The 25677-nt window shown below is 42.8% G+C and carries 26 protein-coding genes and 2 pseudogenes; 17 read left to right on the forward strand and 11 right to left on the reverse strand.

Annotated features, from left to right (window positions below; genetic code table 11):
• The 4 genes and pseudogenes from PAN06_RS03755 to PAN06_RS03770 all read right to left on the reverse strand — a co-directional run.
• Positions 1-332 (reverse strand): annotated as a pseudogene (locus PAN06_RS03755) (hypothetical protein); the annotation flags it as partial.
• Positions 325-918: a DUF1700 domain-containing protein gene (locus PAN06_RS03760; RefSeq protein WP_004263810.1), complete on the reverse strand. Its 594-nt coding sequence runs from the start codon at positions 916-918 to the stop codon at positions 325-327. The gene PAN06_RS03760 and the pseudogene PAN06_RS03755, both read right to left, overlap by 8 nt.
• Positions 905-1231: a PadR family transcriptional regulator gene (locus PAN06_RS03765; protein WP_000273858.1), complete on the reverse strand. Its 327-nt coding sequence runs from the start codon at positions 1229-1231 to the stop codon at positions 905-907. Before PAN06_RS03765 ends, PAN06_RS03760 begins: the two co-directional genes overlap by 14 nt.
• Positions 1232-1369: 138 nt before the next feature.
• Positions 1370-2536 (reverse strand): MFS transporter, encoded by a 1167-nt coding sequence (locus tag PAN06_RS03770; RefSeq protein ID WP_125458041.1) that lies wholly within the window; start codon positions 2534-2536, stop codon positions 1370-1372.
• A 150-nt stretch (positions 2537-2686) separates the two neighbouring features.
• On the opposite strand from PAN06_RS03770, the pseudogene PAN06_RS03775 reads away from it, so the two are divergent.
• Positions 2687-3738, forward strand: a pseudogene (locus PAN06_RS03775) (glycosyltransferase family 2 protein).
• Positions 3739-3791: 53 nt separating this feature from the next.
• Positions 3792-5642, forward strand: a complete 1851-nt coding sequence (locus PAN06_RS03780; protein WP_269795622.1) for a nucleoside-diphosphate sugar epimerase/dehydratase — start codon at positions 3792-3794, stop codon at positions 5640-5642.
• A gap of 261 nt (positions 5643-5903) precedes the next feature.
• On the opposite strand, the gene PAN06_RS03785 is transcribed toward PAN06_RS03780, so the two are convergent.
• The 3 genes from PAN06_RS03785 to sdaAB are packed head-to-tail and all read right to left on the reverse strand — an operon-like array spanning position 5904 to position 8110.
• Entirely contained in the window at positions 5904-6536 is a 633-nt protein-coding gene (locus tag PAN06_RS03785; RefSeq protein ID WP_061589651.1) for an HAD family hydrolase, read from the reverse strand.
• A gap of 21 nt (positions 6537-6557) precedes the next feature.
• Complete coding sequence (gene sdaAA / locus PAN06_RS03790) at positions 6558-7430, reverse strand: L-serine ammonia-lyase, iron-sulfur-dependent, subunit alpha (protein ID WP_115904546.1); 873 nt, start codon at positions 7428-7430, stop codon at positions 6558-6560.
• 8 nt (positions 7431-7438) lie between these two features.
• A complete protein-coding gene (gene sdaAB, locus PAN06_RS03795; protein WP_049487361.1) occupies positions 7439-8110 on the reverse strand; it encodes an L-serine ammonia-lyase, iron-sulfur-dependent subunit beta in 672 nt (223 codons plus the stop codon).
• Between the two features lie 239 nt (positions 8111-8349).
• Here sdaAB and PAN06_RS03800 point away from each other — a divergent pair, with 239 nt between their 5' ends.
• Positions 8350-9000 carry a LysM domain-containing protein gene (locus PAN06_RS03800; RefSeq protein WP_125408954.1) on the forward strand — a complete coding sequence of 217 codons (651 nt, stop codon included), beginning with the start codon at positions 8350-8352 and terminating at the stop codon, positions 8998-9000.
• Between the two features lie 87 nt (positions 9001-9087).
• Here PAN06_RS03800 and PAN06_RS03805 read toward each other — a convergent pair whose 3' ends face one another.
• Positions 9088-9969: a hypothetical protein gene (locus PAN06_RS03805; RefSeq protein ID WP_269795623.1), complete on the reverse strand. Its 882-nt coding sequence runs from the start codon at positions 9967-9969 to the stop codon at positions 9088-9090.
• Between the two features lie 302 nt (positions 9970-10271).
• On the opposite strand from PAN06_RS03805, the gene mnmA reads away from it, so the two are divergent.
• From mnmA to mnmG, 3 genes are all read left to right on the forward strand, one after another.
• On the forward strand, positions 10272-11393 hold the full coding sequence (gene mnmA / locus PAN06_RS03810; RefSeq protein ID WP_269795624.1) for a tRNA 2-thiouridine(34) synthase MnmA: 1122 nt from the start codon (positions 10272-10274) through the stop codon (positions 11391-11393).
• A gap of 140 nt (positions 11394-11533) precedes the next feature.
• Positions 11534-11989, forward strand: a complete 456-nt coding sequence (locus PAN06_RS03815) for an NUDIX hydrolase (RefSeq protein ID WP_269795625.1) — start codon at positions 11534-11536, stop codon at positions 11987-11989.
• Positions 11990-11998: 9 nt separating this feature from the next.
• Positions 11999-13912 carry a tRNA uridine-5-carboxymethylaminomethyl(34) synthesis enzyme MnmG gene (mnmG, locus tag PAN06_RS03820; RefSeq protein WP_269795626.1) on the forward strand — a complete coding sequence of 638 codons (1914 nt, stop codon included), beginning with the start codon at positions 11999-12001 and terminating at the stop codon, positions 13910-13912.
• A gap of 36 nt (positions 13913-13948) precedes the next feature.
• On the opposite strand, the gene PAN06_RS03825 is transcribed toward mnmG, so the two are convergent.
• Positions 13949-15628 (reverse strand): ribonuclease J, encoded by a 1680-nt coding sequence (locus PAN06_RS03825; protein ID WP_120164143.1) that lies wholly within the window; start codon positions 15626-15628, stop codon positions 13949-13951.
• 1 nt (position 15629) lies between these two features.
• Positions 15630-15863 carry a DNA-dependent RNA polymerase subunit epsilon gene (locus PAN06_RS03830; protein WP_000639572.1) on the reverse strand — a complete coding sequence of 78 codons (234 nt, stop codon included), beginning with the start codon at positions 15861-15863 and terminating at the stop codon, positions 15630-15632.
• Between the two features lie 278 nt (positions 15864-16141).
• Here PAN06_RS03830 and PAN06_RS03835 point away from each other — a divergent pair, with 278 nt between their 5' ends.
• The 11 genes from PAN06_RS03835 (at position 16142) to PAN06_RS03885 (ending at position 25019) form a co-directional block, all read left to right on the forward strand.
• Positions 16142-16357, forward strand: coding sequence for a hypothetical protein (locus PAN06_RS03835; RefSeq protein WP_023935522.1), 216 nt, complete (start codon positions 16142-16144; stop codon positions 16355-16357).
• Positions 16358-16461: 104 nt separating this feature from the next.
• Positions 16462-17145: a tRNA (adenosine(37)-N6)-threonylcarbamoyltransferase complex dimerization subunit type 1 TsaB gene (gene tsaB, locus PAN06_RS03840; RefSeq protein WP_269795627.1), complete on the forward strand. Its 684-nt coding sequence runs from the start codon at positions 16462-16464 to the stop codon at positions 17143-17145.
• On the forward strand, positions 17142-17579 hold the full coding sequence (rimI, locus tag PAN06_RS03845; RefSeq protein ID WP_269795628.1) for a ribosomal protein S18-alanine N-acetyltransferase: 438 nt from the start codon (positions 17142-17144) through the stop codon (positions 17577-17579). The genes tsaB and rimI overlap by 4 nt, the downstream gene beginning before the upstream one ends.
• Entirely contained in the window at positions 17569-18579 is a 1011-nt protein-coding gene (tsaD, locus tag PAN06_RS03850) for a tRNA (adenosine(37)-N6)-threonylcarbamoyltransferase complex transferase subunit TsaD (protein ID WP_269795629.1), read from the forward strand. Before rimI ends, tsaD begins: the two co-directional genes overlap by 11 nt.
• Positions 18580-18698: 119 nt before the next feature.
• Positions 18699-19394 carry an AzlC family ABC transporter permease gene (locus tag PAN06_RS03855; RefSeq protein WP_000659743.1) on the forward strand — a complete coding sequence of 232 codons (696 nt, stop codon included), beginning with the start codon at positions 18699-18701 and terminating at the stop codon, positions 19392-19394.
• Positions 19384-19707: an AzlD domain-containing protein gene (locus PAN06_RS03860; protein ID WP_004263021.1), complete on the forward strand. Its 324-nt coding sequence runs from the start codon at positions 19384-19386 to the stop codon at positions 19705-19707. Before PAN06_RS03855 ends, PAN06_RS03860 begins: the two co-directional genes overlap by 11 nt.
• Positions 19708-19962: 255 nt before the next feature.
• A complete protein-coding gene (locus PAN06_RS03865; RefSeq protein ID WP_004254995.1) occupies positions 19963-20793 on the forward strand; it encodes an amino acid ABC transporter substrate-binding protein in 831 nt (276 codons plus the stop codon).
• Between the two features lie 153 nt (positions 20794-20946).
• Entirely contained in the window at positions 20947-21801 is an 855-nt protein-coding gene (locus tag PAN06_RS03870; protein WP_049488541.1) for a MetQ/NlpA family ABC transporter substrate-binding protein, read from the forward strand.
• A gap of 96 nt (positions 21802-21897) precedes the next feature.
• Positions 21898-23271 (forward strand): M20/M25/M40 family metallo-hydrolase, encoded by a 1374-nt coding sequence (locus tag PAN06_RS03875; protein WP_269795630.1) that lies wholly within the window; start codon positions 21898-21900, stop codon positions 23269-23271.
• A complete protein-coding gene (locus PAN06_RS03880) occupies positions 23264-24325 on the forward strand; it encodes a methionine ABC transporter ATP-binding protein (RefSeq protein WP_000085666.1) in 1062 nt (353 codons plus the stop codon). Before PAN06_RS03875 ends, PAN06_RS03880 begins: the two co-directional genes overlap by 8 nt.
• 1 nt (position 24326) lies before the next feature.
• Positions 24327-25019 carry a methionine ABC transporter permease gene (locus PAN06_RS03885; protein ID WP_000444649.1) on the forward strand — a complete coding sequence of 231 codons (693 nt, stop codon included), beginning with the start codon at positions 24327-24329 and terminating at the stop codon, positions 25017-25019.
• A 29-nt stretch (positions 25020-25048) separates the two neighbouring features.
• Here the strand turns inward: PAN06_RS03885 and PAN06_RS03890 are convergent, their stop codons facing one another.
• A complete protein-coding gene (locus PAN06_RS03890) occupies positions 25049-25618 on the reverse strand; it encodes an MptD family putative ECF transporter S component (RefSeq protein WP_269795631.1) in 570 nt (189 codons plus the stop codon).
• Between the last annotated feature and the right edge of the window lie 59 nt (positions 25619-25677).

The following is a 25677-nucleotide window of genomic DNA, read 5'->3' on the forward strand; positions in this document are numbered from 1 at the left end:
TCAGACAGTTTCTTATCAATGAGGCTTAGAGTTTTGTCGTTTTGATTTGTGACAAGATCTTGGTTAGCAGAAATAGATGGATGATAAGAAATATGGATTTGATCATCGAAAGAGTCTGTGATGGTGAGCGCGTGTTGGTGGAGCGTAATATCTAGGTTTTCGACTTCCTTGCCAAAGGTCAGCTCTTCCATCTGACTATCATAGACAGGTTCCTTGGACATGGCAAGTAGGCTCTTGATTCCGTCAGATTGGATGCCTACAAAGAGCAGGATAAATCCGATAACGGTAGTCACCACACCAAAAATGAGAAATCCTTTTGTCAATTTACGCATGCTGGTCACCTCTCTTTCCTTTTTTGAGAACAAATTGCACCAGGCGAACAATGAGTAGGCCGAAGAAGCGGGCTACATAGGAAATACCTAGTAAGACTAGTGAAGAAGCACCGATAGCCAGTAAACCAGCACCAAAAATCAAGATAAAGGCTGATTTAGCTTGGGCTAAGACAGTGAAACTTTCAACTAAAAATAGGAATCCGCCGATGATACCAAGTATGGAAACCGCAAAGAAAGCCAAGATGACAGTCAAGGCTGCCACAAGGATTGCGAACAGGGTCACGAGGATGGCGATTCCCAGAGGAATACCGATAGGGGCTGCAAGGAGAGCTAACAAGGCGATATGCAAAATTTGTCGGTTATTCTTTTGAGCGGGTGCTTCATTGATTTTTTTATCGAGAAGATTGGAGAGAACTTCGTGGGCCGCTTCTTTGGGAGTTCCCAAGCTAGCGATGAGTTCTTCTTCTCCTTCGACTCCAGCATCGTCAAAGAGTTCCCTGAAATAGTCCATGGCTTCAATTTGGTCAGCCTGAGGCAGTTTTTTGAGATAGAGTTCTAGCTGAGTCAGGTATTCAGTTCTTGTCATGGCGGATACTCCCTTCTATGATGCCATTAATGGTGTCTGTATAGAGTGCCCATTCATCTTTTAGGGTCACGAGCTGTTCTATACCACCATTTGTCAAGGAGTAGTATTTGCGCATGCGACCTTGGAACTCTCTAGAATAGGTTGTCAGAAAGCTATTGCCTTCCAATTTTTTGAGAATGGGATAGAGTGTAGATTCTTTGATATTAGCGATCAGCTTAATGGTTTGGCTAATCTCATAACCATAAGAATCATCCTGCTCCAGTACGGCCAAGATGAGAAATTCAATCAAGGCAGAGGATGTTGGAAAGTACATGGGGAACCTCCTTTTCTAATGTGTAAGATTTTTATATATAATTTTTCTACACATACATTGTACATCTAAATGAAAGCCCTGTCAAGAGAAATGTGTAAAATTTTTATATATAAAAAACTTCTAGCCAAAACTAGAAGTTTAGAGGATTTTATCAGCTCTGTCTACTGTAAAGAGGGCCACAGTCATGATGATATCGACGAGTAAGAGGGCAGCTACAGCTGGCACCCAAGAGTGGAAAAGGTCAAAACTGTAACCAAAGAGGGTTGGCCCAAAGGCTGCTAGGATATAGCCTCCTGTTTGAGATAAGCCAGACAATTGGGCTGTCTTTTCAGGGGCGCTTGTTTTGAGTGAAAAGTTGACCATGAGATAAGGGAAGAGGGCGCTGGTTGCAGTTCCGATGAGGAGATGGATGGCAAGCCAGTAAAAGAAATTACCGATTGGGAAAAAGAGCATGGAAATGCCAATCACGCCAGCTAGTGAAACCAAAGTGAGCATGAGCTGACGGTTACGAGTTGACAAGCTGGTTGTCAGGCTTGGGATGGTCATTGAAAAAGGAATGCTAATCAGAGAAAAGATAGAAGTCAGCAAGCCAGCTTCGTGACTGGATAGGCCTGCGTGGATAGCCATGGTAGGTAGCCAGGTCATAGCTGTGTAAAAGAGCAAGGATTGGAAACCTGCAAAGACAATCACTGCCCAGACCTGTTTGTTACGAATGACCTTTGTTTTGCTTTTTTGTTTGGTTTGTGGAGCCAGTCTGTGATTATAGCGGTGATTAGGGAGCCAGACCAAAAAAGTTGCCAGACAGAGCAGGGTGAGGAGGATGATAAGGCCTTTCCAAGAGCTGGCTTGTGTAATAGGCACAGCCAGATAGGAAGCCAGAGCCGTCGCAATCCCCATAGAGGTTACATATAAGGTGGTCAGAAAACCAATCTTCTTTGGTTGATTGGCTTGGATGAGACTAGGAAGCAGCACATTGATGACTGCGATACTTGCTCCAACCATCAAGGTTCCTAGATAGAGCAGGGGCAGATTGATTAGTCGAATCAGAGAGCCAATAGTCAAGAAGAAGAGGCTGTAGGTAAAGAGATGCTCTAAGCCGATTTTCTGAGCCAGTCGGGTAGAAAATAGCGAGAAGAGGGTAAACATGAGGAGAGGAAGACTAGTTAGGACACCAAGCGAACTAACTTCTACTCCTAGCCCTTGCGAAATATCTCCCAAAATAATGGGTAAAACAGTAAAAGGAGTCCGCAAGGAAACACCAATCAGGATAATACCTGGAACAAAAAAGAGTGATTGCTTTTTCATATATTACCTCTTCTAGCTGATTTTAATAACAGCTTATTTTAAGGTTTTTTCCTTATAATGTCAAGTAAGGTTTTGGGCTTTCAAGATAAAAATGGGAAAGTCTTGAAAATTATGATAAAATAGTGGAAGGAAAAATTCAGGAGAGTAGTAGTGACTCAAAATGTTGAAAGTCTTCTCGTATCCATTGTAATCAGTGCATACAATGAAGAAAAATATTTGCCTGGTCTAATTGAAGACTTAAAAAATCAAAGCTATCCTAAAGAAAATATTGAAATTCTATTTATAAATGCTATGTCCACGGATGGGACCACAGCTATCATTCAGGAATTTATAAAAGAAGATACAGAGTTTAACTCAATTAGATTGTATAACAATCCTAAGAAAAATCAAGCTAGTGGTTTTAACTTGGGCGTTAAACATTCTGTAGGAGACCTTATTTTAAAAATTGATGCCCATTCAAAAGTTACTGAAAGTTTTGTAATGAATAATGTGGCTGTTATTCAACAAGGTGAATCTGTTTGTGGGGGACCTAGACCGACGATTGTTGAAGGAAAGGGAAAATGGGCAGAGACCTTGCATCTTGTTGAGGAAAATATGTTTGGTAGTAGCATTGCAAATTACCGAAATAGTTCTGAGGATAGATATGTTTCTTCCATTTTTCATGGGATGTACAAGCGAGAGGTTTTCCAGAAGGTCGGTTTAGTAAATGAGCAACTTGGCCGAACTGAAGATAATGATATTCATTATAGAATTCGAGAGCATGGTTATAAAATCCGTTATAGCCCAAGTATTCTATCTTATCAGTATATTAGACCAACATTCAAGAAAATGCTGTATCAAAAGTATTCAAATGGTTTGTGGATTGGCTTGACAACTCATGTTCAGCCTAAGTGTTTATCACTATTTCACTATGTCCCTTGTTTATTTGTTTTGAGTCTTGTGTTTAGCCTAGCATTGTTACCATTCACATTCTTATTTATAACTTTACTATTAGGTGCTTATTTTCTACTTTTATTACTGCTCACTTTTCTGACTTTATTAAAACATAAAAATGGATTTCTAATTGTGATGCCTTTTCTTTTATTTTCGATTCACTTTGCTTATGGCCTTGGGACGATTGTAGGTTTAATTAGAGGGGTTAAATGGAAGAAGGAGTACAAGGGAACGGTTATTTATTTGGAAAAATAAGCCAAATAAATTAAAATATGCTACAATAACAATATAGTAAAACTCTTTTGAGGAGGAGTAAATTCCTATGAATAAAAAACTCACAGATTATGTGATTGATCTGGTGGAAATTTTAAATAAACAACAAAAACAGGTTTTCTGGGGAATATTTGATATTTTGAGTATGGTGGTTTCCATCATTGTATCTTATATCTTATTCTACGGACTGATTAATCCAGCACCTGTTGACTACATTATCTATACGAGTTTGGCCTTCCTGTTTTATCAATTGATGATTGGATTTTGGGGGTTGAACGCTAGTATTAGTCGTTACAGCAAAATTACGGATTTTATGAAAATCTTTTTTGGTGTGACTGCTAGCAGCGTCTTGTCATATAGTATCTGCTATGCTTTCTTGCCACTCTTTTCAATCCGTTTTATCGTGCTCTTTATCTTGTTGAGTACCTTCTTGATTTTATTACCACGTATTACTTGGCAGTTAATCTACTCTAAACGCAAAAAAGGAAGTGGTGATGGAGAACACCGTCGGACTTTCTTGATTGGTGCTGGCGATGGTGGAGCCCTCTTTATGAACAGCTACCAACACCCAACCAGTGATTTGGAACTTGTTGGTATTTTGGATAAGGATGCTAAGAAAAAGGGACAAAAACTCGGTGGTATCCCTGTTTTGGGCTCTTATGATAATCTGCCTGAATTAGCTAAACGCCATCAAATCGAGCGTGTTATTGTTGCAATTCCGTCGCTTGATCCGTCAGAGTATGAACGTATCCTGCAAATGTGTAATAAGCTGGGTGTCAAATGTTACAAGATGCCTAAGGTTGAAACAGTTGTTCAGGGGCTTCACCAAGCAGGTGGAGGCTTCCAGAAGATTGATATCACAGACCTTTTGGGCCGTCAGGAAATTCGTCTTGACGAATCGCGTCTGGGAGCAGAACTTACTGGAAAAACAATCTTGGTTACAGGGGCTGGTGGTTCAATCGGTTCTGAAATCTGTCGCCAAGTTAGCCGCTTCAATCCTGAACGTATTGTCTTGCTCGGTCACGGGGAAAACTCAATCTACCTTGTGTATCATGAATTAATTCGTAAGTTCCAAGGGATTGATTATGTTCCAGTTATCGCAGATATTCAAGACTATGACCGTCTCTTGCAAGTCTTTGAGCAGTATAAACCAGCTATTGTTTATCATGCGGCGGCCCACAAGCACGTTCCTATGATGGAACGCAATCCAAAAGAAGCCTTCAAAAACAATATCCGTGGAACCTACAATGTTGCTAGGGCTGTTGATGAAGCCAAAGTACCTAAAATGGTTATGATTTCGACAGATAAGGCGGTCAATCCCCCTAATGTTATGGGAGCGACCAAGCGCGTAGCTGAGTTGATTGTCACTGGCTTTAACCAACGTAGCCAATCGACCTACTGTGCAGTTCGTTTTGGGAATGTTCTTGGTAGCCGTGGTAGTGTGATTCCAGTCTTTGAACGTCAGATTGCTGAAGGTGGGCCTGTAACGGTAACAGACTTCCGCATGACCCGTTACTTCATGACCATTCCAGAAGCTAGCCGTTTGGTTATCCATGCTGGTGCTTATGCCAAGGATGGAGAAGTCTTTATCCTTGATATGGGCAAACCAGTCAAGATTTATGACTTGGCCAAGAAAATGGTCCTTCTAAGTGGACACACCGAAAGCGAAATTCCAATTGTTGAAGTTGGAATCCGTCCAGGTGAAAAACTCTACGAAGAACTCTTGGTATCAACTGAACTTGTTGATAACCAAGTTATGGATAAGATTTTCGTTGGTAAGGTTAATGTCATGCCTCTAGAAGCCATCGATCAAAAGATTGAAGAGTTCCGCACTCTCAGTGGAGATGAGTTGAAGCAAGCTATTATCGCCTTTGCTAATCAAACAACCCACGTTGAATAAAAAAGAAAAATGCATATTATCAGGTCTGAAGAACCTTGGTAATATGCATTTTGTTATGTAGAGACTTATACTCTTCAAAAATCTCTTCAAACCACGTCAACGTCGCCTTGCCGTAGAAATATGTTCCTGACTACGTCAGTTCCATCTACAACCTCAAAACACTGTTTTGAGCAGCCTGCGGCTACTTTCCTAGTTTGCTCTTTGATTTTCATTGAGTATTACTCCATTTTCTTCTGAAATGGGGTTGTCGCCCAGTCTATGTTATTGAAAATACTCCAAAACTTCTATGGGTTTGTGGGCGATATAATCAGGTTGATAGTTTAGTAGATCTGCTTGCTCTCCAAATCCCCAAGTGACGGCCAATTTCTGAATGCCTGTTTCTTGAGCTCCCAGCATATCAAACTTGGTATCACCGATGATAATGGCTTGTTCTGGGGCTAGTTGATGTGTCTGTAAGGCTTGGCGAATGACATCTGCCTTATGGGGTGCTTCAGGGCTGGAACCATAAATGCCATCAAAGAAATGATGGATTCCCAAGTTTTTAGTCATGTCTTGAGCGGTAGGGGTATTCTTTGTAGTGGTGATATAGAGTGGATAACTGCTCGATAACTTCTCAAGCAAGTCTATAATCTGAGGAAAGAGTTGAGCTTCATGGATGCCTTTTACTTTGTAGTAAGAACGGTATATCTGCACGGCTTCAGAGATTAGTTCTTTGGGAAGGCAGGTCGCAAAACTACTTTCAAGAGGCGGCCCCATAAAACCACGAATAGTTTTGGCATCAGGGCTAGGCACTCCCAGCTCCTTAAAGGTATGGGTAAAGGCATTGTGAATCCCGATAGAACTGTCGACGAGGGTTCCATCCAGATCGAAAAAAATCGCTGTGATAGAGGTCATGGTTTCTCCTATTTGATAAACTTATTCTCCGAAAATTTCTTTTTGCAGGCGACGACCAGTAGGGGTGGCAGCGAGTCCACCTTCAGCCGTTTCACGAAAGGCAGTTGGCATGCTTGACCCCACTTGGTACATGGCATCGATAACTTCATCCACAGGGATTTTAGATTCGATACCTGCCAAAGCCATGTCTGCTGCGATGAAGGCAAAGCTAGCTCCCATGGCATTGCGCTTGACGCAGGGAACTTCGACCAAGCCGGCAACAGGGTCACAGATGAGGCCTAGCATATTTTTAATGACAAAGGCAATGGCTTGACTGGCCTGATAAGGTGTTCCACCGGCAGCTAGAGTCAAGGCTGCAGCACTCATAGCAGAGGCAGAACCGACTTCGGCCTGGCAACCGCCCTCAGCACCTGAGATAGAGGCATTGTTTGCGATGACTAGTCCAAAGGCACCGGCAGCAAAGAGGAAATCCAGCTGTTGCTCGTGGTTGAGGTCTAATTTTTCAATAGCAGCAGTGAGAACGGAAGGCAGACAGCCAGCACTTCCTGCGGTAGGAGTGGCACAAACCAAGCCCATTTTAGCATTGTGTTCATTGACTGCAATGGCATTTCGGGCAGCAGAGAGAATCGTGTAATCTGACAGAGTTTTTCCGTTTTTGATGTAGTGATCCAATTTGGCAGCATCTCCACCTGTCAGGCCACTACGAGATTTATTTTCATTGAGGCCAAGTTGGACAGAGGCTTTCATGACTTCCAGATTGCGTTCCATGAGAAGGAAGACTTCTTCACGTTCGCGACCGGTCAATTCAAACTCTGTTGTAATCATGAGTTCTGCGACATTTCCTTGAAAGTCCAGATCTGCTTGCTCGACCAATTCTTTGATAGAATAAAACATGCTTCCTCCTATTTAAAGAAATTGACATTGTGGAGATGAGGGATTTTTCGAATTTCTTCGATGGCATCATCACAGTTGCGACTGTCAACCTCGATAATCATAATGGCTTTTTCACCAGCTTTTTCACGAGTAACATTCATCTGGGCGATATTGATATCATAGCGGGAAAGTGCCTCTGTTACGAGGGCAATCATACCTGGAATATCTTGATGAACAATGATGATAGTCGGTGTATTCATATTGAGAGAGACGGCAAAGCCATTGAGTTCGGTTACCTGAATATTTCCTCCACCGATAGAAATACCAGTCACGCTGATGGTTTTATGAGCATTTTTGACGGTAATTTTAGTGGTGTTTGGGTGAGGGGCATTGCTGTCTTTCTGAATGGTCCAGACAATCTTGATGCCGCGCTTGTGGGCAATCTCCAGACTGTTTGGGATTTCAGGATCATCTGTATCCATGCCCAAAATACCTGCAACAAGGGCTAGGTCTGTTCCGTGACCACGATAGGTCTTGGCAAATGAGTTAAATAGTTGGAATTCGACTTCTGTCGGAGTATCATCAAAAATGGAAGAGACAATCTTCCCAATACGAACAGCACCAGCGGTATGGCTACTAGATGGGCCAATCATAACTGGTCCGATGATATCAAAGACAGATTGAAAACGAAGTGATTTCATCAGTTTCCCCTTATAAAAATTCTTATCTCTATTATATCAAAGAATGGGTGTCTTGACTTTAATTGTGGATGAAAACCTTTTTACACTACAATTAGCATAAAAAAGCATCTTTTGTGACAAAAAATAGCTTATTTAGGGGAATAAAAAATAATTTTGTAATATTTCTACATAAAAGTGTCAAGAAACGGTAATATTTAAAGGGTATGATAGAACTATAGAAAGAAGGAGAATTTTCAAATATGAAATCAACAACTAAAAAGATTAAAACAACTCTTGCAGGAGTAGCTGCCTTGTTTGCGGTATTTGCTCCATCATTTGTATCTGCTCAAGAATCATCAACTTACACTGTTAAAGAAGGTGATACACTTTCAGAAATCGCTGAAACTCACAACACAACTGTTGAGAAATTGGCAGAAAACAACCACATTGACAACATTCATTTGATTTATGTTGGTCAAGAGTTGGTTATCGATGGTCCTGTAGCGCCTGTTGCAACACCAGCGCCAGCTACTTATGCGGCACCAGCTGCTCAAGATGAAACTGTTTCAGCTCCAGCAGCAGAAACTACAGAAGTAGCAGAGGAAGCAGCTCCAGTGGCAAGCGCACCTGCAGCAGAAGAAACAGTTGTTTCAACAGAAGCTTCAGCACCTGCTGCAACTGTAAGCGGATCTGAAGCAGAAGCTAAAGAATGGATCGCTCAAAAAGAATCAGGTGGTAGCTATACAGCTACAAATGGCCAATACATTGGACGTTATCAATTGACAGATTCATACTTGAACGGTGACTACTCAGCTGCTAACCAAGAACGTGTAGCAGATGCTTACGTTGCAGGACGCTACGGTTCATGGACTGCTGCTAAAAACTTCTGGCTTAACAACGGTTGGTATTAAGAAATAGAAAAAGAGCCTTTGATGGCTCTTTTTGTGTGCTTTTATTTGACAAAAGACAATTTTTAAATAGTAGTAATAACAGATTGCTTACGGCTGACGAGATTCTGGAGTTTCTCCAGCTGAATTAGTGCGATTATTACTGTTAGCATCGGGAACTTCAGCATTATTACTATTATTATTGGTATTCGTATCTCCTTGGGCTCCTGCAGTATCAGTAGCTTGATCTCGTGTATTGACAGCAGTGTTTCCCCCACTTCTAGCACTATCAGATGAATATTGCTCGCTTGCAGGTGCTTGTGAATTATATCTGTTCCTATTTGACTCAGTATAGTTTGGAGTGTAGCTACCTCCTTCTGAAGAATAGCTTTCTCTTCCCTCAACGTTACTAGTCGTTTCTGTTTCTTTTTTATTAGACTTTTGTTCTTCTTCTTTTTTGGTCAAGACTTCAGCTTGCTTTTGGAATTTTGAAATCAGTTCTTGAATGGGTTTTATTTTTTCATCAATAGTAGCTTGTTCGCTTGTGGAGTTGACACTTTTAATAATTTCTAGTATTTTTTGTAAGGAAGTGATGGCTGTTTCAAGTGCTTGTTTATCTTCAAACTGGCTATCGGATTCCTTTATATCCAATTTTAAAGCTTTTTCAGTATAATGATTAGTGATTTTATCGGCCGTAGAAGTAAGAAAATCTATTAATGTCTTTTTGCCTTCGTCAGTGGTAGGCTTTAATTCTTGAATTTTTTTCCAATCCTCTATAATCGTTTCAGAATCAATATTGAAGTTTTTAATAGCATTTTTTACTTGTTCGACATCTTGTCCATTCTTATGTTGTTTGCTGAGAGCGATGTTCCCTCTCTCTGCTTGGATATGTTCTTGATGAATGACTAAACCTATTAAAAGTCCAAGCCCTACAACAATAATGATAGTAAAAATAGTATTTTTTGATGTTAGAATATCTTTGTAGTTTTTCACAATCGTACTACGTACATGGATGGTAGTATCTTAAAGGGATCATGTACGACTTCCTCCTCATTACAGTATATCATTTTTAGCTTATTTTATAAATAAGTTTATAAGTAGAATCGAGATTTAACTATTCATTGCCCTTTTTGTAATTATATTTCTGTTTCTATCAAATAGAATGTCAGATTATCAGCCTCTTTCTTGTCTTCTCCAACCAAGCGTGTTATAATGAATACTGCTCAAGCGACCTTCAATCGTTAAAGCACACACGACCTTCAATCGTGAATAAACGAATAGATGGGAGACCTACCATGAGTGATAACTCTAAAACACGTGTTGTCGTGGGGATGAGTGGTGGTGTTGATTCGTCGGTGACGGCTCTTCTTCTCAAGGAGCAGGGCTACGACGTGATCGGTATCTTCATGAAGAACTGGGATGACACAGATGAAAACGGCGTTTGTACGGCGACCGAAGATTACAAGGATGTGGCTGCCGTGGCAGACCAGATTGGCATTCCCTACTACTCTGTCAATTTTGAAAAAGAGTACTGGGACCGCGTTTTTGAGTATTTCCTAGCGGAATACCGTGCAGGGCGTACGCCAAATCCAGATGTCATGTGCAACAAGGAAATCAAGTTCAAGGCCTTTTTGGACTATGCCATGACCTTGGGGGCAGACTATGTAGCGACTGGGCACTATGCCCGAGTGGCGCGTGATGAGGATGGCACTGTTCACATGCTTCGTGGCGTGGACAATGGCAAGGACCAGACCTATTTCCTCAGCCAACTTTCGCAAGAACAACTCCAAAAAACCATGTTTCCACTGGGACATTTGGAAAAACCTGAAGTTCGAAAACTAGCAGAAGAAGCAGAACTTGCGACTGCTAAGAAGAAAGACTCGACAGGGATTTGCTTTATTGGGGAAAAGAACTTTAAAAATTTCCTCAGCAACTACCTGCCAGCTCAGCCTGGTCGCATGATGACTGTGGATGGTCGCGATATGGGCGAGCATGCAGGTCTTATGTACTATACGATTGGTCAGCGTGGAGGTCTAGGTATCGGTGGGCAACACGGTGGAGACAATGCCCCTTGGTTCGTTGTCGGAAAAGACCTAAGCAAGAATATCCTCTATGTCGGCCAAGGTTTCTACCATGATTCGCTCATGTCAACCAGCCTAGAAGCCAGTCAGGTTCACTTTACTCGTGAGATGCCAGAGGAGTTTACGCTAGAATGCACAGCAAAATTCCGCTACCGTCAGCCTGATTCTAAGGTGACCGTCCATGTCAAAGGAGACAAGGCAGAGGTTATCTTTGCAGAACCGCAACGCGCCATCACACCAGGACAGGCAGTTGTCTTTTACGATGGCGAAGAGTGTCTAGGTGGTGGCTTGATTGACAATGCTTACCGTGACGGACAAGTTTGTCAGTACATTTAGATTGACAAATTTTCTCAATTTGCTACAATAATAAAAGCAATAGAAATGATGGTCAAAGCTCATGGATGTTGCAGGCTTTTTTGTCCTGCACTTCTTTGGAGTTTTGACTGTTTTTGTGTCGTTTAAAGGAAAGGATAAAAATGACTCAACAAGACTTTCGGACAAAAGTGGGAAATACGGTTTTTGGCGTTCGGGCAACAGCCTTGATTTTTCAAAATCGCAAGCTTCTAGTCACCAAAGATAAGGGCAAGTATTACACTATCGGCGGTGCGATTCAAGTTAACGAAAAAACGGAAGACGCGGTAGTCCGTGAAGTGAAGGAAGAACTAGGTGTCAAAGCTCAAACTGGGCAGCTAGCTTTTGTGGCTGAAAATCGTTTTGAACAGGACAGTGTTTCCTATCACAATATCGAGTTTCATTATCTAGTGAATTTGCTTGAAGATGTCCCGTTGACCATGCAGGAAGATGAGAAAAGGCAGCCCTGTGAATGGATTGACATAGACAAGCTTGAGGGTATCAATCTAGTTCCAGCCTTTTTAAAAACAGCCTTGCCAGATTGGGATGGCCAACTAAGACACATTCATCTTGAGGAATAGGAGAGAAACATGACTTATAATTTTACTGAAGAATACGATATTATTGTAATCGGTGCGGGACACGCTGGGGTAGAAGCATCCTTAGCTGCTAGCCGTATGGGCTGCAAGGTCTTGCTTGCGACTATCAACATTGAAATGCTGGCTTTCATGCCTTGTAATCCTTCTATCGGTGGTTCTGCCAAGGGGATTGTCGTGCGTGAAGTCGATGCCCTAGGTGGCGAGATGGCCAAGACCATTGACAAGACTTACATCCAGATGAAGATGCTCAATACAGGGAAGGGTCCAGCCGTTCGTGCCCTTCGTGCGCAGGCTGACAAGGAGCTTTACTCTAAAGAGATGCGCAAAACGGTTGAAAATCAAAAAAATCTGACCCTTCGTCAGACCATGATTGATGAGATTTTGGTGGAAGATGGCAAGGTTGTCGGTGTGCGTACAGCGACCCATCAAGAATATGCTGCCAAGGCTGTTATCGTGACGACAGGAACAGCCCTCCGTGGGGAAATTATCATCGGAGACCTCAAGTACTCATCAGGGCCAAACCACAGCCTAGCTTCTATTAACCTTGCTGATAATCTCAAGGAACTGGGCCTCGAAATCGGTCGTTTCAAGACAGGAACCCCTCCACGTGTCAAGGCTTCCTCTATCAACTACGATGTGACCGAGATTCAGCCAGGAGATGAAGCACCTAATCACTTCTCATACACATCACGTGATGAGGATTATGTCAAGGATCAGGTGCCATGCTGGTTGACTTATACCAATGGTACCAGTCATGAGATTATTCAAAACAACCTCCACCGTGCGCCTATGTTTACAGGTGTGGTCAAGGGAGTGGGACCTCGTTACTGTCCGTCGATTGAAGACAAGATTGTGCGCTTTGCGGACAAGGAGCGTCACCAACTCTTCCTTGAGCCAGAAGGGCGCAATACAGAGGAAGTTTATGTTCAAGGCCTCTCAACCAGTCTGCCTGAGGATGTTCAGCGTGACTTGGTTCATTCCATTAAAGGTTTGGAAAATGCAGAGATGATGCGGACAGGTTATGCCATTGAGTATGATATGGTCTTGCCTCATCAGTTGCGTGCGACTCTGGAAACCAAGAAAATCTCAGGTCTTTTCACTGCTGGTCAGACAAACGGAACGTCAGGTTACGAAGAAGCAGCAGGTCAAGGGATTATCGCTGGCATTAATGCGGCTCTGAAAATCCAAGGTAAACCTGAGTTGATTCTAAAACGAAGTGACGGTTATATCGGGGTGATGATTGATGACTTGGTGACCAAGGGAACGATTGAGCCTTATCGCCTTTTGACCAGTCGTGCTGAATATCGCCTCATTCTCCGTCATGACAATGCTGATATGCGTTTGACTGAGATGGGACGCGAGATTGGGCTTGTGGACGATGAACGTTGGTCTCGATTTGAAATCAAGAAAAACCAATTTGACAATGAGATGAAGCGCCTAGATAGTATCAAGCTTAAGCCAGTCAAGGAAACCAATGCTAAGGTTGAGGAGATGGGCTTCAAGCCGTTGACAGATGCGGTGACAGCTAAAGAATTTCTTCGCCGTCCAGAAGTTTCTTACCAAGATGTGGTAGCTTTTATAGGACCAGCTGCAGAGGACTTGGATGATAAGATTATCGAATTGATTGAAACAGAAATCAAATACGAAGGCTATATTTCCAAAGCCATGGATCAGGTTGCCAAGATGAAACGTATGGAAGAAAAACGCATTCCAGCCAATATCGATTGGGATGACATTGATTCTATTGCAACCGAAGCTCGTCAGAAGTTCAAACTCATCAATCCAGAAACCATCGGCCAAGCCAGCCGTATTTCGGGAGTAAACCCAGCAGATATTTCTATTTTGATGGTGTATCTGGAAGGTAAAAATCGTAGTATTTCTAAGAATCAAGAAAAGAAAGCATAGAAAAAACAGCTCCGAAAATCGGGGCTGTTTTATGATTTATTCTTCATCTGGTGTGAGGATCATTGGGATGATGATCGGTTCACGTTCTGTATTTTCATAAAGGAAGGGGCGAATAGCGTTGACAATGGCACCATTGACAGATTGAACGCTAGCATCCTTATTTTTCAGTGCGATACGAATTGCATTGAAGAGGATGCGTTGGCTTTGGCGAATCAGGTCGCCAGACTCTCTCATGTAGACAAAGCCTCGGCTGAGGATGTCTGGACCAGATAGAATCATCTGTGATTTGAAGTCAACAGTTGCGACTGCTAGAACGACACCGTCTTCAGATAGATCACGACGATCTTTGAGGACAGCTGCGCCGATTTCACCGATACGATTTCCATCGACATAGATGTCTTGGGCGTTGAAATGACCTGCGATACGAGCAGAATCTGCAGTAAGGGCAAGCACATCGCCATTGCTCATGATAAAGATATTGTCCTTCTCAACACCAGTATCCACCGCTAGCCCAGCGTGGACCTTTTGCATGCGGTATTCACCGTGGACAGGCATGAAGTATTTTGGCTTAATCAAGCGGAGCATGAGTTTTTGCTCTTGCTGACCACCGTGTCCAGATGTATGGATATTGTTAACCTTACCGTGGATAACTTCGACACCAGCTTCTGAAATGATGTTAATCAGCTTGTTGACGCTAGTAGTGTTTCCAGGAATTGGACTTGAAGAGAAGATAACGGTATCACCTGGTTGGAGTTGTACCTGACGGTGGGTTCCGTTGGCGATACGAGAGAGGGCAGCCATAGGCTCGCCCTGACTACCTGTACAAAGGATGAGAACCTCGCCTGCAGGGTAGTCTTTGATTTCATTTGGCTCGATAAAGGTTCCCTTAGGAGCTTTGATGTAGCCAAGATCGATTCCGTTGACAATGGCCTTTTCCATAGAACGACCAAAGACAGCGATCTTGCGCCCAGTCTTAACAGCAGCTTCTGTTGCTTGCTGGAGACGGAAGATATTTGAGGCAAAGGATGCAAAGATGATACGTCCCTCTATGCCTTGGATAATCTTCATGATGGACTGGCCAACGACTTTTTCAGAGTTGGTAAAGGTTGGAATTTCTGCATTTGTCGAGTCAGACAGGAGACAGAGTACACCGTCTTCACCAAGAGCTGCCATACGATGCAAATCTGCTGGTTCACCAACTGGTGTTAAGTCAAACTTGAAGTCACCCGTACAGACAATTTTCCCTTGAGGAGTATGAATGACAATTCCCAAAGGCTCTGGAATAGAGTGTGTAGTTCTAAAGAAAGTTGCCTTGAGATTTTTAAAGGTCAACTCAGTATTGTGGTTGATTTCGTAAAGTTTGGCGTTGCGCAAGAGGCCGTGTTCTTCGAGTTTTCCACGGATCAAAGCCAAGGCAAGCGGTCCAGCATAGATAGGGACATTTGCTTGCTTGAGTAGGAAAGGAATCCCACCGATGTGGTCCTCGTGTCCGTGTGTAATCAAAACAGCCTTGACGCGGTCGATATTGTCCACGATGTAAGAGTAGTCAGGGATAACATAGTCGATACCAAGCAAGTCATCTTCTGGGAATTTAATCCCAGCATCGACGATGATAATCTCGTCTTGGTATTCAATTCCGTATGTGTTTTTCCCGATTTCTCCCAGACCACCGATAGCAAAAACGCCAACTTCTTCAGGTTTAAGAGTATAGGCCATATTAGAACTCCGTAATTTCGAAGGCGCCAGTTTCTTTTTCGTAATCTAGCAATTTGTCAGACAAGAGTTCGATATACTCGATATTGTACTCTGGGCGATTTTCTTCGACAAGTTGGCGAGCAGCGATACGACCCTCAAGTTCTGAGCTGGCATCGATGTCTAGGTAAAGTGCGCGTGTAGTTTCACGACGTGGGCTACGTTCTTTTGTTTCTTGATAAAAAACTTTGTAAATCATATAGTTCCTTTCTATTTACAGGTCAGCTTATTCCAAACTTTTAGCAGATATTTGCTTTATTTCATTCCATTTTGTGTCTAGATTGACCTTGATTCGTTACAATTATTTCAATTATACCACAAAATGAAAAATTAGTAAAAGACGGAAACGAGAAAGTCACAGGGTTACTCGTTGGTAAGCGTTTGCAAAAATAAAGAAAATATGTTATTTTGATAATGGAAGTGGAATTTATCATTTGTCACAATTCCCTATAGTTTTTAAGTCAAGGAGGTTGCCCTATGTATAACTTATTTGCTTTTGCTATCGGAGCTCGCTTGGTAGCTTTTATCGTTTTTGTTGCTTGTGTTTATGGAGGGAATCTTCTATTTGCCAAACTGGAACGACGACAAACCAAGTTCTTGTGGAAAATTACCTTTGTGACTCTCTACTCGCTTTTTCTCCTCCTTGTAACCTATGTCGTTTGGTTTGTATTTTACTTTGGATTAAATGCTTAGATGCCCTGCCTATGTTGGGGCATTTTTTGTTTGGGGTAAAGAAAATTCCCATGTGCCAGCTTTTGTAGTATAATAGTAAGCAGACAAAAAGATAGGAATGTGTTATGAAAGTATTAGCTTTTGATACGTCCAGCAAGGCTCTTTCTCTCGCTATTTTAGAGAACAAGCAGGTTCTTGCCGAGACGACTATTAATATTAAGAAGAATCACAGTATTACCCTCATGCCTGCCATCAATTTTTTGATGGAGAGTTTGGATTGGACACCCAAGGATTTAGACCGAATCGTGGCGGCGGAAGGACCAGGTAGCTACACAGGTTTGCGAATTGCGGTAGCAACTGCCAAGACTTTGGCTCATACTCTGAACATCGAGTTAGTTGGTATGTCTAGCCTCTTGGCTTTAGTGCCAAGTCAGCAAGAAGGACTGGTTGTTCCTGTCATGGATGCGCGTCGTAACAATGTCTACGCAGGATTCTATGAAAATGCTAAACCTGTCATGCCAGAATCGCACCTATCTTTTGAAGAGGTATTAGAAAAAGTCAAGGGGGTTAGTCAGGTAACCTTTGTCGGAGAAGTTGCCCCCTTTGTGGAGCAGATTCAAGAACATTTACCTCGTGCCAACTACCAAGAAAACTTGCCCAATGCATCCAATCTTGCTCTTTGGGCCTGGGATAAGGAAGCAACCTCCTTGCATGATTTTGTGCCCAATTACCTCAAACGTGTTGAGGCTGAGGAAAACTGGCTCAAGAACCATACTGAATCTGGCGAGTCTTACATTAAACGCCTATGATAGAGATCAAACGAATCCAACAACAACCTAACTTGGCTCAAGCCATCTATGCTGTCATGGCAGCTGTTTACTCAGTCAGTCCTTGGACGCTGGAACAAATCCAAGCAGATTTGTCCCAAGATCAGACTTGGTATGCTCTAGCTTATACTGGGGCAGAAGTGATTGGATTTCTAGCTGTACAGGAAAATATCTTTGAGGCAGAAGTCTTGCAAATCGCTGTTAAAGGAGACTATCAGGGTCAGGGAATTGGGTCAGCCTTGTTTGCTCAATTGCCGACAGACAAGGAGATTTTCCTCGAAGTCAGAAAGTCAAATCAACGAGCGCAAGCATTTTATAAGAAAGAAAAGATGGCAGTCATCGCTGAGCGAAAGGCCTACTACCATGATCCAGTCGAGGACGCCATCATTATGAAGAGAGAAATAGATGAAGGATAGATATATTTTAGCATTTGAGACATCCTGTGATGAGACCAGTGTCGCCGTCTTGAAAAACGACGATGAGCTCTTGTCCAATGTCATTGCTAGTCAAATTGAGAGTCACAAACGTTTTGGGGGCGTAGTGCCGGAAGTAGCCAGTCGTCACCATGTTGAGGTTATTACAGCCTGTATCGAGGAGGCGTTAGCCGAAGCAGGGATTACCGAAGAGGACGTGACAGCTGTTGCGGTTACTTATGGACCAGGCTTGGTCGGAGCCTTGCTAGTTGGCTTGTCAGCTGCTAAGGCCTTTGCTTGGGCTCATGGACTTCCGCTGATTCCTGTTAATCACATGGCCGGTCACCTCATGGCCGCTCAGAGTGTGGAGCCTTTGAACTTTCCCTTGCTAGCCCTCTTGGTTAGCGGTGGACACACGGAGTTGGTCTATGTTTCGGAGGCTGGTGATTACAAGATTGTTGGGGAAACGCGAGATGATGCGGTTGGTGAGGCTTATGATAAGGTCGGCCGTGTCATGGGCTTGACCTATCCTGCAGGTCGTGAGATTGATGAGCTAGCCCATCAGGGGCAGGATATTTATGATTTCCCTCGTGCCATGATTAAGGAGGATAATCTGGAGTTTTCATTCTCAGGTTTGAAATCTGCCTTTATCAATCTTCACCACAATGCTGAGCAAAAGGGAGAAAGCTTGTCCACAGAGGATTTGTGTGCTTCCTTTCAAGCAGCTGTCTTGGATATTCTTATGGCAAAAACCAAGAAGGCCTTGGAAAAATACCCTGTTAAAACCCTTGTCGTGGCAGGTGGTGTGGCAGCAAATAAAGGCCTCAGAGAACGCCTAGCGACCGAAATCACAGATGTCAAGGTTATCATCCCACCTCTGCGCCTCTGCGGAGATAATGCAGGTATGATTGCCTATGCCAGCGTTAGCGAGTGGAACAAAGAAAACTTTGCAAACTTGCACCTCAATGCCAAACCAAGTCTTGCTTTTGATACCATGGAATAAAATGGAGTCTGTCTGATTACAATCAGCAGACTTTTTTCTCTTTCCTGAATGTGTTATAATAGTCCATGCTGTGGCTGGAGTCTTTTCAGCCCATTTATTAAGACAATATGAGGAGAAAGATGAAAGAAAAAGGATTTTGGGAGGGAGCGCAGGCAGCCATGCCAACGGCCCTGGGTTATGTCAGTATTGGCCTTGCCTGTGGAATTATCGGTGCGCCCTATGTGACACCTGTTGAGATGGGCTTGATGAGCCTCTTTGTTTATGCTGGGAGTGCCCAGTTTGCCATGTTGGCCCTGATTGCGGTTCAAGCACCTGTAGCAGCTATTGCTATGACGGTCTTTTTGATTAATTTGCGTCTCTTTTTATTGAGCTTGCATGCGTCAACCTATTTCCGTCATACCAGTCTCTGGCAAAATATCGGTATGTCTAGCCTTTTGACAGATGAGACTTACGGCGTTTTGATGGGCGAGTTAGCCCATACAGACAAGGTCAATCCTATGTGGATGCATGGAAACAATCTCAACAGCTATGTGGCTTGGTTTGTGGGGACAGTAGTCGGAACGGCTCTGGGTGGCCTGCTACCAAATCCAGAAATCTTTGGCTTGGATTTTGCCCTGGTTGGGATGTTTATTGGTATTTTCGCTTCGCAATTCCAGATTATGCAAAGACGAATTCCTGTCCGCAATCTGCTTATTATCCTAGCAGTTGTTGCGGTGTCCTTCTTTTTACTCTTGACAGTGGTATCTCAGTCACTAGCTGTTCTGTTTGCGACGCTACTTGGTTGTACAATGGGGGTGGTTTTAGATGGTCAGTAAGTATCTTTTATTAGCAGTTATTTTCTCTGGCTTGGTGACCTGGATTCCCCGTATGATTCCCTTCATCTTGGTCAAGTATAAGGGCTTGCCTGCGATTGTTGAGCGTTTTTTGAAGTTCTTGCCCGTTTCGATTATCTTTGCCTTGATTCTTTCAAGCGTAGTGACAGGTAAGGTTGGTAGCTTTCCTCAAATCAAATGGCTGGACTTCTTAGCCGTCTTTCCAACAGCTTGGGTAGCCTTTCGCTACCGCAATCTAGTCGGAACAGTTCTCTTTGGAGTGGTCTTAATTGCAGTCTTGCGTTTGGTCTTTTAATACTCTTCGAAAATCAAATTCAAACCACGTCAGCGTCGCCTTACCGTATATATGTTACTGACTTCGTCAGTTCTATCTACAACCTCAAAGCAGTGCTTTGAGCAACCTGCGGCTAGCTTCCTAGTTTGCTCTTTGATTTTCATTGAGTATAAATTAGCCATAAAGAAAACCTATCACAGAGATAGATATCATATAATGGCGTAAATGCTCTTTTTCTGTTAAGATTATAAGGTATTCTATTTTGGAGGAAATGACATGAAAAAAATCGTTAAATATTCATCTCTTGCTGCCCTAGGGCTTGTTGCTGCAGGTGTGTTAGCAGCTTGCTCAGGTGGTGCTAAGAAAGAAGGAGAAGCAGCTAGCAAGAAAGAAATTATCGTTGCAACTAATGCTACACCAAAACCATTCAACTATGAAGAAAATGGCGAATTGACTGGTTACGAAATTGAAGTGGTTCGCGCTATCTTTAAAGACTCTGACAAGTATGATGTCAAGTTTGAGAAGACAGAGTGGTCAGGAGTCTTTGCAGGACTTGATGCCGACCGTTACAATATGGCTGTTAGCAACATCAGCTACACTAAAGAACGTGCTGAAAAATACCTTTATGCAGCTCCAACTGCTAAAAACCCTAACGTTCTTGTAGTGAAAAAAGATGACCCTAGCATCAAATCGCTTGATGATATCGGTGGAAAATCAACAGAAGTTGTTCAAGGGACAACTTCTGCTAAACAGCTAGAAGACTACAACAAACAACATTCAGATAATCCAACTGTCCTAAAGTATACTAAAGCAGACTTCCAACAAATCATGGGACGCTTGAGCGATGGCCAGTTTGACTACAAGATTTTTGATAAAATCGGTGTTGAAACAGTCATCAAGGACCAAGGTTTGGACAACTTGAAAGTGATCGAACTTCCAAGCGACCAACAACCTTATGTTTACCCACTTCTTGCTAAAGGTCAAGATGAGTTGAAAACATTTGTAGACAAACGTATCCAAGAACTCTACAAAGACGGAACTCTTGAAAAATTGTCCAAACAATTCTTCGGAGACACTTATCTACCAGCAGAAGCTGATATTAAATAATTTCTTGAAATCATCCATTCTGAGTAAGGTGGATGATTTCTCAGTTTTTAGGGATATAGTTTTAAACTATATATCTGGCTATCTAATAACAATTTGTGAAATCAAACAAATTGTGAGATACTAGTACGGTATTATTTTTAAGGAGAAAGAATCATGAAAATCAAAAAATGGCTTGGTGTAGCAGCCCTTGCTACAGTCGCAGGTTTGGCTCTTGCAGCTTGCGGAAACTCAGAAAAGAAAGCAGACAATGCAACAACTATCAAAATCGCAACTGTTAACCGTAGCGGTTCTGAAGAAGCTCGTTGGGATAAAGTTCAAGAATTAGTTAAAAAAGACGGTATTACTTTGGAATTTACAGAGTTCACAGACTACTCACAACCAAACAAGGCAACTGCTGATGGCGAAGTAGACTTGAACGCTTTCCAACACTATAACTTCTTGAACAACTGGAACAAAGAAAACGGAAAAGACCTTGTAGCGATTGCTGATACTTACATCTCTCCAATCCGCCTTTACTCAGGTTTGAATGGAAGTGACAACAAGTACACTAAAGTAGAAGATATCCCAGCAAACGGAGAAATCGCTGTACCGAACGATGCTACAAACGAAAGCCGTGCGCTTTACTTGCTTCAATCAGCTGGCTTGATTAAATTGGACGTTTCAGGAACTGCTCTTGCAACAGTTGCTAACATCAAAGAAAATCCAAAAAACTTGAAAATCACTGAATTGGATGCTAGCCAAACAGCTCGTTCATTGTCATCAGTTGACGCTGCCGTTGTAAACAATACCTTCGTTACAGAAGCAAAATTGGACTACAAGAAAGCACTTTTCAAAGAACAAGCTGATGAAAACTCAAAACAATGGTACAACATCATCGTTGCGAAAAAAGATTGGGAATCATCACCAAAAGCTGATGCTATCAAGAAAGTTGTTGCAGCTTACCACACAGATGACGTGAAAAAAGTTATCGAAGAAACATCAGACGGTTTGGATCAACCAGTTTGGTAATAAGAAACAGGGAGGTGGGAGAGAAAATTCCACCTCTTGCTTTTGTATAGAGCATGGATTGTCAGGAAGAGTAGTTCATAGAAAGGTAGAGAGAATATGGTTTTTCCTAGCGAACAAGAACAGATTGAAAAATTTGAAAAGGATCATGTAGCCCAGCATTATTTTGAGGTTTTGCGTACCTTGATTTCTAAGAAATCGGTCTTTGCCCAGCAGGTGGGTCTCAAGGAAGTCGCAAACTATCTGGGTGAGATTTTCAAACGTGTGGGAGCTGAAGTGGAGATTGATGAGACTTATACGGCGCCTTTTGTCATGGCGCATTTCAAGAGTTCGCGTCCAGATGCCAAGACCCTGATTTTCTATAACCACTATGACACTGTGCCAGCGGACGGGGATCAGGTGTGGACAGAGGAGCCCTTTACGCTTTCGGTGCGCAATGGCTTCATGTATGGGCGTGGGGTTGATGATGATAAGGGTCATATCACAGCTCGTTTGAGTGCTTTGAGAAAATACATGCAGCACCATGATGATTTGCCTGTCAATATCAGTTTTATCATGGAGGGAGCGGAGGAATCGGCTTCAACAGACCTAGATAAGTATCTAGAAAAGCATGCGGATAAACTCCGTGGTGCAGATTTGTTAGTTTGGGAACAAGGGACCAAAAATGCCTTGGAGCAGTTAGAAATTTCTGGTGGAAATAAGGGGATTGTGACCTTTGATGCCAAGGTGAAAAGCGCTGATGTCGATATCCATTCTAGTTATGGTGGAGTTGTGGAATCAGCTCCCTGGTACCTCCTTCAAGCTCTACAGTCTCTTCGAGCTGCAGATGGCCGTATCTTGGTTGAAGGATTGTACGAAGAAGTACAAGAGCCAAATGAAAGAGAATTGGCCTTGGTGGACACTTACGCCCAACGAAATCCAGGGGAAATCAGCCAGATTTATGGTTTGGAATTGCCTCTCTTACAAGAGAACCGCGCAGACTTTCTAAAACGTTTCTTTTTCGAGCCAGCTCTTAATATCGAAGGGATTCAGTCAGGTTATCAAGGGCAAGGAGTCAAAACGATTTTGCCAGCAGAAGCCAGTGCTAAGCTAGAAGTTCGTTTGGTTCCTGGCTTAGAACCGCATGATGTTCTGGAAAAAATTCGGAAACAGCTAGACAAAAATGGCTTTGATAAGGTAGAATTATACTATACCTTGGGAGAGATGAGCTATCGAAGCGATATGAGCGCACCAGCCATTCTCAATGTGATCGAGTTGGCCAAGAAATTCTATCCACAGGGCGTTTCGGTCTTGCCGACGACAGCTGGGACAGGGCCTATGCATACGGTCTTTGATGCCCTAGAGGTGCCAATGGTGGCCTTCGGTCTAGGAAATGCCAATAGCCGAGACCACGGTGGAGATGAAAATGTGCGAATCGCCGATTATTACACCCATATTGAATTAGTAGAGGAGCTAATTAGAAGCTATGAGTAGAGATATTATCAAGTTAGATCAGATCGATGTGACTTTTCACCAAAAGAAGAGAACCATCACAGCGGTCAAGGATGTGACCATTCACATCCAAGAAGGGGATATCTACGGAATCGTTGGATATTCTGGAGCAGGGAAATCAACCCTTGTACGGGTGATTAACCTCTTGCAAAAGCCATCTGCAGGGAAAATTACCATTGACGACGATGTGATTTTTGATGGCAAGGTGACCTTGACGGCGGAGCAGTTGCGTCGTAAACGTCAGGATATCGGAATGATTTTCCAGCATTTTAACCTCATGAGTCAAAAGACAGCAGAGGAGAATGTGGCCTTTGCCCTTAAACACTCTGGACTCAGCAAGGAAGAAAAGAAGGCTAAAGTAGCCAAGTTGTTGGACTTGGTTGGCTTGGCGGATCGTGCTGAAAATTACCCTTCACAACTATCTGGAGGGCAAAAACAGCGTGTGGCCATTGCGCGTGCCTTGGCAAATGACCCAAAAATCTTGATTTCAGATGAGTCAACGTCTGCCCTTGACCCTAAGACAACCAAGCAAATCTTAGCTTTGCTGCAAGATTTGAATCAAAAATTAGGCTTGACGGTTGTCTTGATTACGCATGAAATGCAGATTGTCAAAGACATTGCCAACCGTGTGGCAGTTATGCAGGATGGGCATTTGATTGAAGAGGGCAGTGTTCTTGAAATCTTCTCAGACCCTAAACAACCTTTGACCCAAGACTTTATCTCAACAGCCACAGGTATTGATGAAGCTATGGTCAAAATCGAGAAGCAAGAAATCGTGGAACACTTGTCTGAAAACAGTCTCTTGGTTCAACTCAAGTATGCAGGTGCTTCAACAGACGAGCCACTTTTGAATGAATTGTACAAGCATTACCAAGTAACGGCTAATATCCTCTATGGAAACATCGAAATTTTGGATGGTACTCCTGTTGGAGAATTGGTTGTGGTCTTGTCAGGTGAAAAAGCAGCGTTAGCAGGTGCTCAAGAAGCCATTCGTCAAGCAGGCGTACAACTAAAAGTATTGAAGGGAGGACAGTAAGATGGAATCATTGATTCAAACCTATTTACCAAATGTCTATAAAATGGGTTGGGCTGGTCAAGCAGGCTGGGGAACAGCCATCTACCTAACCCTTTATATGACAGTTCTTTCCTTCATCATCGGAGGTTTCTTGGGGCTTGTTGCGGGTCTCTTCCTTGTCTTGACAGCGCCAGGTGGTGTCTTGGAAAATAAGGTCGTTTTCTGGATTTTAGATAAGATTACCTCTATTTTCCGTGCGGTTCCATTTATCATTCTCTTGGCAGTCTTGTCACCATTTTCACACCTAATCGTAGGGACAAGTATTGGGCCAAATGCGGCTATTGTACCCCTATCTTTTGCAGTCTTTGCCTTCTTTGCCCGTCAAGTACAGGTGGTATTGGCTGAACTGGATGGTGGTGTCATTGAGGCGGCTCAAGCGAGCGGAGCGACATTCTGGGATATCGTGGGTGTCTACCTATCAGAAGGTCTGCCAGATTTGATCCGTGTGACGACTGTGACCTTGATTTCTCTTGTTGGAGAAACAGCTATGGCTGGTGCGGTTGGAGCTGGTGGTATCGGTAACGTAGCCATCGCTTATGGATTTAACCGCTACAATCACGATGTGACGATTTTGGCAACCATTATTATCATTTTGATTATCTTTACAATCCAATTCTTGGGAGATTTCTTGACCAAGAAATTGAGCCATAAATAAAAAAGAGCCGTGTGGCTCTTTTTTAGTAATCAGATTTTCTGTGCCAATTTTTTACTCAAGGCTTGTCCAATCAAGGCACCCACTAGGGCTCCGATGACAATACTTGCGATAAATAGAAGGACGGTTCCAGGATTTAGCGCGACCATGATACGGTCGATATATTCTTGGGATTTTCCTCTTGCTAGAAGCGTTGCCATATAGGTTTTGGGCGCAATCCACATAAGTAAGATTGGACCAGTTGAGCTAAATGCAAAAATAACAAAAGAAAGAAAGTTCTTTGTTTGATCTTTATATTTTCCTAAAAGAGCTACTCCATCTGCTAGGAGGCCACAGATAATTCCAGGAAGGAAGGCACCGGCACCGTGTTTAGTTCCCAAGAAAAAGAGAGCAATAACAAGGCCGATAGTGGTAATGGCTCCAAAGCGCGGAACTTTTGCGACTAGGATCATATAGACGCTACCGCCGACAAGGGCAGTAAAGGCAGGCGCATAAAACATGTTTCCAGTTTGGTCAAAGAGATTGCCCAAAAGGACACCAATCCCCATGCAGAGGAAGTAAAGAACTGCAAAAAGCAGTGTAGTTAAGATAGATTTCTTCATGAATTGTCTCCTGATAATTTTTTCACAATTCTCATTTTACCATGGTTTGGTGGGATTGT

Source organism: Streptococcus sp. SM3 (genome assembly GCF_027497875.1).